Annotated in this window: 14 protein-coding genes; 6 read left to right on the top strand and 8 right to left on the bottom strand. The window is 56.9% G+C overall.

The genetic code is table 11. The annotated features are described in order from the left end of the window. Positions 1 to 234: 234 nt before the first annotated feature. On the bottom strand, positions 235 to 843 hold the full coding sequence (locus tag LOY35_RS21650) for a TetR/AcrR family transcriptional regulator (protein ID WP_258626982.1): 609 nt from the start codon (positions 841 to 843) through the stop codon (positions 235 to 237). A gap of 187 nt (positions 844 to 1030) precedes the next feature. On the opposite strand from LOY35_RS21650, the gene LOY35_RS21645 reads away from it, so the two are divergent. Continuing rightward, a complete protein-coding gene (locus LOY35_RS21645) occupies positions 1031 to 2089 on the top strand; it encodes an MBL fold metallo-hydrolase (RefSeq protein ID WP_258626979.1) in 1059 nt (352 codons plus the stop codon). Positions 2090 to 2109: 20 nt separating this feature from the next. Here the strand turns inward: LOY35_RS21645 and LOY35_RS21640 are convergent, their stop codons facing one another. Further along, positions 2110 to 2427 carry a helix-turn-helix transcriptional regulator gene (locus LOY35_RS21640; RefSeq protein ID WP_024779566.1) on the bottom strand — a complete coding sequence of 106 codons (318 nt, stop codon included), beginning with the start codon at positions 2425 to 2427 and terminating at the stop codon, positions 2110 to 2112. A 147-nt stretch (positions 2428 to 2574) separates the two neighbouring features. Between LOY35_RS21640 and LOY35_RS21635 the strand changes: the two genes are divergently transcribed. Together LOY35_RS21635 and LOY35_RS21630 are read left to right on the top strand one after the other, a co-directional pair. After that, the gene (locus tag LOY35_RS21635) at positions 2575 to 2925 is read left to right on the top strand and encodes a hypothetical protein (RefSeq protein ID WP_258626971.1); all 351 of its coding nucleotides are present in this window, start codon (positions 2575 to 2577) and stop codon (positions 2923 to 2925) included. A gap of 23 nt (positions 2926 to 2948) precedes the next feature. Then, entirely contained in the window at positions 2949 to 3644 is a 696-nt protein-coding gene (locus LOY35_RS21630; protein ID WP_258626969.1) for a DUF6933 domain-containing protein, read from the top strand. A 48-nt stretch (positions 3645 to 3692) separates the two neighbouring features. Here LOY35_RS21630 and LOY35_RS21625 read toward each other — a convergent pair whose 3' ends face one another. Beyond that, on the bottom strand, positions 3693 to 4682 hold the full coding sequence (locus tag LOY35_RS21625) for a hypothetical protein (RefSeq protein ID WP_258626967.1): 990 nt from the start codon (positions 4680 to 4682) through the stop codon (positions 3693 to 3695). Positions 4683 to 4897: 215 nt separating this feature from the next. Here LOY35_RS21625 and LOY35_RS21620 point away from each other — a divergent pair, with 215 nt between their 5' ends. Both LOY35_RS21620 and LOY35_RS21615 read left to right on the top strand, forming a co-directional pair. Next, entirely contained in the window at positions 4898 to 5143 is a 246-nt protein-coding gene (locus LOY35_RS21620; protein ID WP_258626965.1) for a type II toxin-antitoxin system Phd/YefM family antitoxin, read from the top strand. A gap of 11 nt (positions 5144 to 5154) precedes the next feature. Continuing rightward, a complete protein-coding gene (locus LOY35_RS21615; protein WP_258626962.1) occupies positions 5155 to 5526 on the top strand; it encodes a type II toxin-antitoxin system VapC family toxin in 372 nt (123 codons plus the stop codon). A gap of 388 nt (positions 5527 to 5914) precedes the next feature. Here LOY35_RS21615 and LOY35_RS21610 read toward each other — a convergent pair whose 3' ends face one another. From LOY35_RS21610 to LOY35_RS21590, 5 genes are all read right to left on the bottom strand, one after another. After that, positions 5915 to 6073: a DNA-binding protein gene (locus LOY35_RS21610; RefSeq protein WP_258626959.1), complete on the bottom strand. Its 159-nt coding sequence runs from the start codon at positions 6071 to 6073 to the stop codon at positions 5915 to 5917. Positions 6074 to 6176: 103 nt separating this feature from the next. Next, positions 6177 to 6890, bottom strand: a complete 714-nt coding sequence (locus LOY35_RS21605) for an HNH endonuclease (protein WP_258626957.1) — start codon at positions 6888 to 6890, stop codon at positions 6177 to 6179. Between the two features lie 102 nt (positions 6891 to 6992). Continuing rightward, positions 6993 to 7526, bottom strand: coding sequence for a Bro-N domain-containing protein (locus tag LOY35_RS21600; RefSeq protein ID WP_258626955.1), 534 nt, complete (start codon positions 7524 to 7526; stop codon positions 6993 to 6995). A gap of 393 nt (positions 7527 to 7919) precedes the next feature. Then, the gene (locus LOY35_RS21595) at positions 7920 to 9167 is read right to left on the bottom strand and encodes a ribonucleotide-diphosphate reductase subunit beta (protein ID WP_024776511.1); all 1248 of its coding nucleotides are present in this window, start codon (positions 9165 to 9167) and stop codon (positions 7920 to 7922) included. A 486-nt stretch (positions 9168 to 9653) separates the two neighbouring features. After that, complete coding sequence (locus LOY35_RS21590) at positions 9654 to 9917, bottom strand: DUF2790 domain-containing protein (RefSeq protein WP_258626952.1); 264 nt, start codon at positions 9915 to 9917, stop codon at positions 9654 to 9656. 428 nt (positions 9918 to 10345) lie between these two features. Between LOY35_RS21590 and acs the strand changes: the two genes are divergently transcribed. Next, positions 10346 to 12301 carry an acetate--CoA ligase gene (gene acs / locus LOY35_RS21585; RefSeq protein WP_047701102.1) on the top strand — a complete coding sequence of 652 codons (1956 nt, stop codon included), beginning with the start codon at positions 10346 to 10348 and terminating at the stop codon, positions 12299 to 12301. The last annotated feature ends 452 nt before the right edge of the window (positions 12302 to 12753 follow it).

The raw sequence follows: 12753 nt of genomic DNA, 5'->3' as shown, positions 1-12753 counted from the left end.
GCTCCCGCAGCGCCCGTTGACCACTTGCGTTTTCATCGCCCTCACGCGCACCTGGGACCCACCTTCGGGAATGATCGCGTTGCGTTGCGGGGCGGAGGCGTTCGCGCGTTTTTTCGGCACGCCGATGTTCCTCGGCGCGCAAACCCTGATCGTGCGGTCTGGGTAGGCACCAGAAATTTGTGAACACGCCCCCGGGGCAGTAACTCCCATGTCGCGACTCGCGATGGTGGGAACTCAAGCCTCGTAGCGAACGAGGAACATGTCGAGAGCCGACTCGATCACCTGCACTTGTTCATCCAGGGTCAGGCTCGGCTGCCCCATGGAAATCTGTGGCCAGAAGGCGAACGTCTTGATCAACCCGTGCATTTGCTGGGCAGCAAATGCCGGTTCCACGGGCTTTAGCCGGCCATCGACCTGGGCTTGGCGAATCCAGGTGGTGAGGCCTTCTTCACGCTGGCCCATGCGCGACACCATGTCCTGGGCACGCTCGGGAGAATGTATGGTTGCGGCGATGGCGATACGCGCCAGATCGAGGAAGTTCTCCTCCGACAGCAGCTGCAGCTTGGCTTGCAGCAACCGACGCAATTGTTCACGCAAAGGCTCCAACGGGTTGTAGGCCATCTCCTGCTCAGCGGTGATGCTGTCCCATAGCCGATTCAGGATTTCAGCGAACAGCTCTTCCTTGCTGGGAAAGTGGTTATACACCGTACGCTTCGACACACCGGCGGTCGCCGCGATCCTGTCCATGCTGGTGATCTCGAAACCGCTGCTGCGAAACTCGGCAATCGCGGCCTGGAGAATGGCTGCGCGTTTTCGTTCGGTGAGGCGTTGCGGTACGGTCATGGGCATTCGTCGATTGAGGAGATTGGAATTACACTTGGTAGTTTACTTGCTCCCGGGATTCATGCAATCTAGAAACTACACCGAGCGGTGTAGATTCAGTGTGCATGGTTGAGCGTAGACGTCGCAGCCATCCTATCCCCGCAACGGCGCCGCGCACTTTCGGCGACGCCCTTGGAGTAATCGCACCATGAGCATTCCTGCTTCCTCGACCGACAGCACGGCTGCCAGCCCTGCTTCCCGCCACGAACAAGGGAAGTATCGCAATCACGCCCATACCCCGCGAGAAGGGTTCGGCCAGATGCTGCGCATCATCTGGAACATGCTCCTTCACAAGCCGCGCACCACCCGTCCGGCGGGCGCCATCACCGTTCAACCGCTGACACGCGCCGAGCTGCTGGCAGCACCGAACCAGAGTGTGTTCCGTCTCGGCCATTCCACGGTTCTGCTCAAGCTGCGAGACAAATTCTGGATCACCGACCCGGTTTTCTCCGACCGTGCATCGCCTGTGCAATGGGCCGGCCCCAAGCGTTTCCACCAGCCGCCCATCAGCCTGGAGGATCTGCCGCCAATCGAGGCGGTGATCCTTTCCCATGATCATTATGACCACCTCGACCACCAGGCCATCCTCAAGCTTGCCGCCAGGACCCGGTACTTCCTGACGCCCCTTGGCGTGGGTGACACCCTGGTCAAATGGGGCATCGAGGCCAGCAAGGTACGTCAGCTGGATTGGTGGCAAGGCACCGAAGTGGACGGCATCGAGTTCATTGCCACGCCGTCGCAGCATTTTTCCGGTCGCGGTCTGTTCGATGGCAACAGCACGCTATGGGCGTCATGGGTGATGCTCGATGGTGGAACGCGGATCTTCTTCAGCGGCGACACCGGTTATTTCGACGGTTTCAAGCGCATCGGCGAGCGATACGGCCCCTTCGACCTGACACTGATGGAAACCGGTGCCTATAACGTCGATTGGCCCCATGTTCACATGCAGCCGGAGCAGACCCTCCAGGCTCATATCGACCTCAGGGGCCGTTGGCTGCTGCCGATTCACAATGGCACGTTCGACCTGGCGATGCATGCCTGGTTTGAACCCTTTGACCGCATCCTGGCCCTGGCCTGGGAGCGCAACGTGCCCATCACCACGCCGCAAATGGGCGAAGCCTTCACCCTGACCCATCCGCATCGCGGCCGTGCCTGGTGGCTGGATGTGGAGGCCTCGGCCTATCAGAACCCCGCTGGCGCGGCCTGATACCTGATGCAACGATCCCGCTATTCGATCATCGCGTAGTCGGGCCGCCCCGCCGGATCCGGGGTGGCGCCTTTGATGTTCATGCCTCGCCCCGGTGCAAAGCCGGGGAAGAACACCAGGCCTTCGGCTTCAAGGCAGAATGCGAGCGCCAGGCGTGTCACATCGAGCAACTCGCCTCCCGCTTCGAAGCGTCGGATAGCCTTGACCGAAACCCCGGACTGCCGGGATAGTTCCTCGACGCTCCAGCCCAGCATGGCTCGGGCCTGTGCGCTATGGGCTGGGGTGAATTGATAGACAGCGATGCGTTCCAGGGTGGTTTTGATTGCGAGAGAGGCCATGGGATTCTCCAAAGCAGTGGATTCAAAAATACTGTGTTTTTGTACAGTTGTTTTGCAACCGGATCAATCTCATTTTTTGATGGGTGACCAATGGCCTGCCCTAGCCAAGCGCTCGGTGTACCCTGGTGCCTAGCGAAGGAGGGTGGTATGTCGATTTCCGACAGTGACTGGAAAAATTACAATGAGCTTTACGAGCTAGCATTGGACCGCTTCTGCCAAGGGGTTCTTGCTGATGCCCAGACGATCGCTCAGAACGAAACTTTATCGGCCCACGCTCGATACGCAACGCTGTATGGCCTCATACGCAGTCGAGACAAGGACCTGGCGATGGCCTTCAACGGACGTCGACGCAGAGAAGTTTCCCTATCTTTGAGGCTGATGGTCGCCTATGACCTGCTGAGCGATCAGGAGCTGATGGTTCTGAGCGACGAGTTACGAGAAGGGATTTCCGACGCTGTTCGTCAGCCCTATGAAATCGAATGGGTCACAGACGCATAGTCTTTTTCAAGTAGAGCACCTGAATGTTGATCTTCAACTGCACCGAAGCGGCTTGCAACTTCTTTAGCCGCGTACACAAAGGCAAGAAAATCACTCCCGTGGGGAAGCCACCGTCACCCGTCATCGAGGATGATGAGGTGGTTGAATTCGCCGAGCAGTGGCTCGTCCATGCCATCACTGTGCAACGCAAGCACGTGTTGTTCGTCATCCATGTACATACTCGTTATTGCATGATCTTCGCTGACGCCAAAAAAGCTGATGTGGAAGGTTTTATTCATCGGTTTTCAGAGCGCTGGATTAACGGCTTGATGCGCCACGCCGGGCAGCATGACCTTTTGCGCTGGGTCGATGACGAACCAATGATGGACCGCTTCCAGGAAAGTTGTAGAGAGTACGTTTTTTACAAGCGCGGCCATCGCGGTGCGCAAAAGCACATCAATGAAATCTCCTGGGTTTTAGAGGATTGCGCCGCCGAGTGGGGAACATTGCCTTCTGATGAGTTCTCCGCAGGCCGCTTTGATGGTGATATGAACAACACCCCGAGAGGCAGCAAGGGGCACAAGGACTATTACTTTCCAGACGAGGAAATGATTATTCATTGGTTGCGGCGTTATGGTGGACTGGATGAGCCCAGCCTCCATAACGCCCGTGAACGACGCATGGAAGTGAAACGGGAAATGTGGGCGTTTGAACAGCAACTTGCCCAAGATGCACCATGAGAAGAAAACCGCTAACACCTGTAGGGTTGCTGTCAGCGCAAGACGAGACTAGTTATTGGCCAACCCCGGCGCTTCACGAATGATGAAGTGGTCCAGATTCTCAATCTGAGTACTGAACACCCCGAACGTCTGTTCGGGGTTTTTCTTGCTCGGCACCTGTTTCAGCTCCGGCGTCACGCCATAGAAGAAGCAGTACAGATCCCGCTCGCTCTCGGCGGCATGCTTGATCTCCTCCAGAAACGCCTTGCGCTTGCGGTACTGATCGATCAACTTCTTGCTCAGGTAAACGTTGACCGAATAGGGCCGCTTCTTCGCCTCGCCCGGTAACTTGACCCAGACCTTTTGCTCGAAGTCGACGCGAAAACTGGCGCTGTGATAATCCTCGATCTTCTTGATCTTGCCCCAGTAGATCAGCCCCTTGTTGTCCAGCAGGTATTCGATCTTCTTGAAGAACGATGCGTAGGGCGCCGTGTGCTCGCCAATCTTCAGCGGCATGCGCTTGAGCAGGTCCTTGTCCGCGAAATTCGACACAAAACATTCCACCGGGTGGGCAAAGACACTGGTCTTGTCCGGCGCTGAATCACGGCTCTGGCGCTCGACAAGATTGGCGGCTGAAGGCGCTCGCTCATCGCGCATCACGTCCGCCGCCACCGCCGGGCTGGACGGCTTGCGCACATACTCGCGCCGGGTCAGTAACAGCTCCGAAGGAAAGTGTTCCTCCCGACCGTCATCCGCTTCCGACGCGTCCGTCTCCAGACCGATTGTCGGGGTTTTCAAACTGGAATAAGGACAACCCTCGACATGCCGCGTGCTGGGGATGTTCTTGAAGTGCGGCGTGCGCACGTAATTCACATTCTTGGCGTTGAACGTCCCCAGCATATTCGCCGCATCGAATGCCATCCGACAGGCATCGTTGGGGCACTGGAAATGCTCCTTCGCAGAATCGAAGTCCACCGTCTCGTCAAAATTCAAATCGCGCACGTCATAGATCGACAACTTGTCGTCGAGGCTGCGGCAGTAGGCGAGGTCGAATTTCATGAGGGCTCGGGTCCTTGAGGGGGAGGGTATTAATAGCGGGTGGTGGGGCGGGTTGCACTGAATGTTTTCAATGCGTTACAGAATCGCAGCTATTCACCGGTCAGGCAGTCAATAGTGGAGGCCTGAGACGCAATTTTGATAGACGGTCAGTTCACACCCTTGTCTATCGCTCATCTCTGACTTAGCCTAGCTTAGCTAAATTATGGAGGTGTTTTATGAGTGATGTGGTGCAAGTCAATATGCACGAAGCAAAGTCTCAGCTCTCTCAATTGGCTGAGCGTGTATGGCGTGGCGACAAGGTGGTGATCGCCAAGGCTGGCAAGCCTTATCTGGATCTCCTACCTCATGTCGATACTCCTCGGGCTCGCAAGCCTGGACGGTTGAAAGGGAAAATTCGGATCTCCACAGATTTTGACAAGACCCCTGAGGATATCATCGATGGATTCGAGGGCAGTCTATGAGGCGCTTGTTGTTGGATACCCATGCGTTGCTTTGGTGGCTGTCCGACGATCCTGCATTAGGCGCAGATGCTCGACAGATGATGGTGGAACCACGTAATCAGGTATTGGTAAGCGCCGCCTCGATTTGGGAGATATCCATCAAGCAGGCTAAAGGAATGCTCGAGGCTCCAGAGGATCTTGAGGCGCTGGTTGAGGATGAGGGCTTTACCAAGCTGCCGATTTCGCTGTTCCATGGACAGCAAGCGGGCAAGTTGCCGGAGATTCATCGCGATCCATTTGATCGGATGTTGATTGCTCAGGCTCAGGCAGAGGGTCTGGAGTTAGTCACTGCCGATGGGATAATCCCGCAGTACGGGGTACGGGTGGTTTCGGCGCGGTTGTGAGGGGCACTCGACATTTCAAACCCGCACACAATCCTGTGGCGAGGGGATTTATCCCCGCTGGGCTGCGAAGCGGTCCCCAACCAATCGGATTATTCACATGACGGTAAATCTCTGAAGGACAAGGGCAATCCGACCCTCAGCACCATCGACTCCATCTTACGGAAATTCGGTCTTCGCCTGGGACTGACCGCAGCGCTCCAAACCATTTATGCGCCGCCTGCCCCGCACAAGCCTGCCGCTACCGCGCCGATTCGTGGGGCTAAACCTCGGCGCAAGTAGGCGGGTTGGGCTCCGCAGAACGGCTGCTCTGCGAGCCAATTGGGTGGCCAAGGATGGCGACAAAGGCCCACCGGATGAGTAAGGCCCTTTCCTCATCTCCTAGCCAGATTTATTCAATCTGAACAGGCGGGATTTCAACAGGCTTCTCACCAATGCAGGCGTCGTCGAACTCGCCCATTATGGTCTCGTCGATAGCGCCGATTTTCAGCAGTGCTTCAGCCGAGCTGTGGATCGACTCGAAAGCCTCACTTTTAAACTCGTTAGTCATTAAATCTCCAGTAGAAGTTGGACTGAAGTCTTGCCCCAATCGCCCGTGGCGAGGGAGCTTGATCCCGCTGGGCTGCGAAGCAGCCTTGCTTTAACTAAAGTCGTCATTCAACGATCAGCCGCCCAACCCTCTCATACAACGACAGAGTAAACGCCTCTCGATCACTGGCAAGATGACACCGCCGATGGCAGTTCGGACACAACGCAACGGCATTGGTAATACTGTCCGACCCTTGCTGCGCCAAATGCTTCACATGATGTACTTCAAGAAACGGTAGTCCATCCACCTCGAAGGGTGCCTTCTGGCCGCAACCTTCGCAGACACCTTTCGCCAACTCAGCAACCCACGCCCGAACCTTCGGATCCCGAACGTAGGCCGTCGTAGTCGTGCTGACCTGCGGCGGATTTGGATTCCCTGATGGCTCGACCTTGAGTCCGTTTTTTTGAAGCTTCGAGGCTCGGCTGATCAAAGTTCGCTGATCAGATGTCGGAGCAACTTCATCGGCGCCAGGTATTACCTTATTGGCGAGCACCTTGCGGATCCGTTGAGCCACACCCGCCCCGATGTTCTTGGCAGGCATGTAGCCGCTGATGCGCCGCAAACCCATCTGTTCCAACACCGCCGAGATATTTTGCATGCGGTATTCCACCGATGAGGCACTGCGCTTGCTCAGCGGTCCATCACGTAAAAGCTGGTTCTCAACCGACTTCTTGAATGTCTGACCGCTTAACTCGCGGGCGAGCATCATCAAGTACGCATCGACCGACGCCTCAAGCTCGTCATCGCTCCAGCCACTTTTTTCAGTTGATGTGTCCATACAGCCGCCGAGGGTTGAAAACCCTCGGACGATACTGACTGGCCATTACCCCTGTCTACGAAAACTCCTACAGAACAAACTGAACCTTCGCTCGGAATGCTCCTAGGAAACCGAATGCCCAGACACGTGAAACACCTCAAGCAACCTACGCCACCATGGCTTTGCCGACACCGCCCGACCTCGCGTCCGATTCAATAACAGACAGGGCATATCTCGAAGCCGAATCCAACCGTCGTTTTGCCAATGCAGCAAACTCATGGACATCTCCGGCCAGTCCAAAACACTCAGCATCGGCCGCTCGGTATTGCTCGATGCCTGCGCGTCTCGCAGTGCCGGCACCACCTGATGCGTCAGCCACTCCCGCAACAAGCGATTCCCCGGTGTGTAGTGGTAAACCAGCAGGGCATAGACACCCGATTCGCTGAGCATCAGCCGTTTTTCAGGCTGTCCGTGGTAACGGATTAATAGGACGTGTCGCTGGTCCTCGTCCAGTTTGCTGACCATGCGGTCATTCAGATGCACACCCATCAATCGCCCAAGGTCACGAGCGCAGAACCAAGGTTGGTTTTCCAGGAGGAGGGCGTGAAGGTGTCGGCTTTGGCGGGTGAACACCGACGGAATGTAGGCTTCAGGCATGATCGATCTCCGAGGTATGCGGAGAACAGAATGGATTCTTTGTGAGCATAACGACCTCTACGTATGAAGTTAGCGGCGTGAGCCCGACGTAGAGGATGTAAGAAAAATCCCAACAAGCTAGTGCTCTGCACAGAATGCGTAAGTCCTGTGACAGTACGCGATTCTGTTCGGCGATTAGCTACTACGTTGGGCGTTTCTTAGGCACCTGCGACAAAGAGTAGATAACGAGGAGATACGGCGTCAATGGGGGACTATTCTGGGTTTTTCGTAGGGTAAAGGTAGTGTTTCTGTTCTAGCGTTAAACACGGTTGATTCTGCAAATGCTAAAAACCCCGTTTTCACGGGGTTTTTAGTTAAGCGTTAGCTGACAGGTTCAACTCAGGATTTCTTGAATCAATCCCAGCTCAAAGCCCCACCCGTCTGATACTCAATCACTCGCGTCTCAAAGAAGTTCTTCTCTTTCTTCAAGTCCATGATCTCGCTCATCCAAGGGAACGGGTTCGTAGTCCCCGGATATTCCTCTTTCAAGCCAATTTGCGACAACCGACGGTTAGCAATGAACTTCAGATAGTCTTCCATCATCGCCGCGTTCATGCCCAGCACGCCGCGAGGCATGGTGTCGCGGGCGTATTCGATTTCCAGCTGCGTACCTTGCAGGATCATCTGGGTCGCTTCTTCCTTCATCTCGGCGTCCCACAGGTGCGGGTTTTCGATCTTGATCTGGTTGATCACGTCGATGCCGAAGTTCAGGTGCATGGATTCGTCGCGCAGGATGTACTGGAACTGCTCGGCGACGCCGGTCATCTTGTTGCGGCGGCCCATGGAGAGGATCTGGGTGAAACCGCAATAGAAGAAGATGCCTTCCAGGACGCAGTAGTAGGCGATCAGGTTGCGCAGCAGCTCTTTGTCGGTTTCCGGGGTGCCGGTTTCGAACTTCGGATCGGAGATCGAACGGGTGTACTTCAGGCCCCAGGCGGCTTTTTTCGCGACCGATGGGATCTCGTGGTACATGTTGAAGATTTCACCTTCATCCATGGCCAGCGATTCGATGCAGTACTGGTAGGCGTGGGTGTGGATCGCCTCTTCGAAGGCCTGGCGCAGGATGTACTGGCGGCATTCCGGGTTGGTGATCAGGCGGTATACGGCCAGGACCAGGTTGTTGGCGACCAGGGAGTCGGCGGTGGAGAAGAAGCCCAGGTTGCGCATCACGATGCGGCGCTCGTCGTCGGTCAGGCCTTCCGGATTTTTCCAGAGGGCGATGTCGGCGGTCATGTTGACTTCTTGCGGCATCCAGTGGTTTGCGCAGCCGTCCAGGTACTTCTGCCAGGCCCAGTCGTATTTGAATGGCACGAGCTGGTTGAGGTCGGCGCGGCAGTTGATCATGCGCTTTTCATCGACGGCGACACGGGCGGAGGCGCCTTCGAGTTCGGCGAGGCCTTCGGCGACGTCGAGTTTGTCGAGGGCGGCCTTGGCGCGAATGATCGCGGCCGAGTCGCTGGCCGTCACGGCGCGGGCTTCGAGCGCGGCGGCACCGCCGGCGCTGTCGAGGCGGTCCATGTTGGCTTCAGAAGCGTGGCCGGCGTTGGCGCCTTTTACAGCGACTTCGCCGTCTTCTTTGTCGAATTCGTCCCAGCTCAGCATGACGTGTCGTCTCCTGCGTGAGGGCCAGAAGCCTGGTGATGGCCTGCTGGCGGCGGTGGATCTTGGAAAATCGTTTCTTGCAGCTGACGCAGGCAATAAACAGAAAAATGTACGGGTTGTGCTGAAGCGGCGGTGAACGCGAAGAGGCGAGGGGCCTTTGCGTGGGCTTCAGGCTGGCTTGATCCCCTGTAAGGGAATATTGCAGGCCCGTTTAAGGCGGCATTATAAGGACTTTTTTGCCTACGTGGTGCGGGGAAATCGCCCACGGAGGGCACGGCAGGGGGCGTATCCGCGTTGGAGCGAGGGTTTACAAGGCTTTGGCGGTTATAGAATTTTTTTGCATGAATCGAACGGCATGATTTTTTGATCAAAAAACGACCTGATTTTGCGTTTTTACACTACATGTTGTGTTTGGGAAGGGTTTTGGACGTCGCCAGACACAACCAGGCCCGATCAGAATCGGGCCCTGGAAAATAGCGGTAATGATCAGCCGTTGGAGCAACCGTTGCCCATGACGCTGTAGCGCAGGATATGGAGCTGGCCTTTGGAGTCTTCGTATTCCATCTTCGCCGGGACTACTTCGCAGACATTCGGGACCGCGCTCATGGAGATGATTTTGGCAATGTCCAGGTGGGTGGAGTAGGTGTACTCCTCAATGGCGGGTTTTTGCCGGGCGACATCGGTCGGGGCCTCGTCTGCCATCGCCGTTGCGCAGAGGCTGCCGAGGACCAGGACCCATAAAGCTTTCATCTTATTTCACCTTTCTTGAGGTCGAGTGGGGTCACGCAACCTTTTTGGGGTTGCGTGTGGAGCAGGTTTGGGAAGTTTGATTAACGGCCTTCGTGGGGGCTGTGTTGCGTCAATCGTGTTTGCCGGTTGGCGGGGTGGATTCTAGGGAGCGGGGGTGGATGCAAACAGACCGGGTTTTGATAAAGACTTTTGGTTGATTTGGTAATAATCGCCAGAAACTGGAGACATGTCTGTTGGATATGTTCTGGATTGACTGGCGTCATCGCGAGCAGGCTCGCTCCCACAGGGAATGGTTGTGATTATGGTCGTGCACGTTAGTACCGACATTTTGTAGGGACTTGTTACTACCATCGTCGAATGGTTCTATAGGCCCGCCCCGGGCTACAACGGGACCATACAAAAACAACTATGTCACCGAGGTAAGAAACATGAGTGCGGCTTCTCTGTATCCCGTTCGTCCCGAGGTAGCAGCCAGTACGCTGACTGACGAGGCGACCTACAAGGCCATGTACCAACAGTCGGTGGTCAACCCGGATGGCTTCTGGCGCGAGCAGGCCAAGCGCCTCGACTGGATCAAGCCGTTCACTACGGTGAAGCAGACGTCCTTCGACGATCACCATGTCGATATCAAGTGGTTTGCCGACGGCACCTTGAACGTTTCCTACAACTGCCTCGACCGTCACCTGGCTGAACGTGGCGATCAGGTCGCGATTATCTGGGAGGGCGATGACCCGGCCGAGAGCCGCAAGATCACTTACCGTGAACTGCACGAAGAAGTCTGCAAGTTCGCCAACGCCCTGCGCGGCCAGGACGTGCATCGCGGCGATGTGGTGACCATCTATATGCCGATGATCCCCGAGGCCGTGGTCGCCATGTTGGCTTGCACCCGGATCGGCGCGATTCACTCGGTGGTGTTCGGTGGTTTCTCGCCTGAAGCACTGGCCGGTCGCATCATCGACTGCAAATCCAAAGTGGTGATCACCGCCGACGAAGGCGTTCGTGCCGGTAAGAAGATTCCGCTCAAGGCCAACGTCGACGACGCGCTGACCAACCCGGAAACCAGCAGCATCCAGAAAGTCATCGTATGCAAGCGCACCGCGGGCAACATCAAGTGGAACCAGCACCGCGACATCTGGTACGAAGACCTGATGAAAGTCGCCGGCACCGTTTGCGCGCCGAAGGAAATGGGCGCTGAAGAAGCGCTGTTCATCCTCTACACCTCCGGTTCCACCGGCAAGCCAAAGGGCGTGCAACACACCACGGCCGGCTACCTGCTGTATGCGGCCATGACCCATGAGCGCGTGTTCGACTACAAGCCGGGCGAGATCTACTGGTGCACCGCCGACGTCGGTTGGGTCACCGGCCACAGCTACATCGTCTACGGTCCGCTGGCGAACGGCGCGACCACGCTGCTGTTCGAAGGCGTGCCGAACTACCCGGACATCACCCGGGTGGCTCAGGTCATCGACAAGCACAAGGTCAATATCCTCTACACCGCGCCCACCGCCATCCGCGCGATGATGGCCTCGGGTACCGCGGCCGTCGAAGGCGCCGATGGCAGCAGCCTGCGCCTGCTGGGTTCGGTGGGTGAGCCGATCAACCCGGAAGCCTGGGACTGGTATTACAAGAACGTCGGCAAGGAACGTTGCCCGATCGTCGACACCTGGTGGCAGACCGAAACCGGTGGCGTGCTGATCAGCCCGCTGCCAGGTGCCACGGCGTTGAAACCGGGTTCGGCCACGCGTCCGTTCTTCGGCGTGGTGCCGGCGCTGGTGGATAACCTCGGCAACCTGATCGAAGGCGCGGCCGAAGGCAACCTGGTGATCCTCGATTCGTGGCCAGGCCAGGCGCGGACGCTGTACGGCGACCATGACCGTTTCGTCGACACCTACTTCAAGACTTTCAGCGGCATGTATTTCACCGGCGATGGTGCGCGCCGCGATGCCGATGGCTACTACTGGATCACCGGTCGGGTGGATGACGTGCTCAACGTGTCCGGCCACCGCATGGGCACCGCCGAGATCGAAAGTGCCATGGTCGCCCACCCGAAAGTCGCCGAAGCGGCGGTGGTCGGTGTGCCGCACGATATCAAGGGGCAGGGCATCTATGTCTACGTCACCCTCAATGCCGGTGAAGAAACCAGCGAAGCTCTGCGCCTGGAGCTGAAGAACTGGGTGCGCAAGGAGATTGGTCCGATTGCTTCGCCGGATGTCATCCAGTGGGCACCCGGTTTGCCGAAGACCCGTTCCGGCAAGATCATGCGCCGTATCCTGCGCAAGATCGCCACGGCGGAATACGACGGGTTGGGTGATATCTCCACGTTGGCCGATCCGGGTGTGGTGGCGCACCTGATCGAGACGCACAAGACCATGAACGTCGCCTGACGACGGTTCGTGTCACCTGAAAGCCTCGCCCGGTGTTTGCCGGGCGGGGCTTTTTTATGTGTAACGCATTCCCATGAGGTGAGGATGCCTCTGTGGCGAGGGGATTTATCCCCGCTGGGGCGCGAAGCGGCCCTAAACCCTGACACCTCGGTGTGCCAGACAGATTAAGTCAACCGTCTTGGGGCTGCTGTGCAGCCCAGCGGGGATAAATCCCCTCGCCACGAGTTTTGCGTGTGGCATTTCCTGCGAATAAATATCGACGTTCAGCGTCAGACCTTTCGCGGCGTTACCGATGTTTCGAAATGTGTAACCAAAGGCACCGTACCGAGGCGATGGGAAACGTCGAACCCCGGTTCAGGGCATTCGCAGCTTCTCGTTAAAATAAGCCGACATGCTGTGCTTGCCGGATTAGAAGGGTTTGCGAATAATGGGCCCGCAATTTGCAATGTGTA

The sequence above is a fragment of the Pseudomonas sp. B21-028 genome (genome assembly GCF_024749045.1).
In the GTDB taxonomy this organism is placed as follows: Bacteria; Pseudomonadota; Gammaproteobacteria; order Pseudomonadales; family Pseudomonadaceae; genus Aquipseudomonas.
The sequence above is the reverse complement of the archived record's forward strand: the minus strand, read 5'-3'. Positions and strand labels throughout refer to the sequence as shown.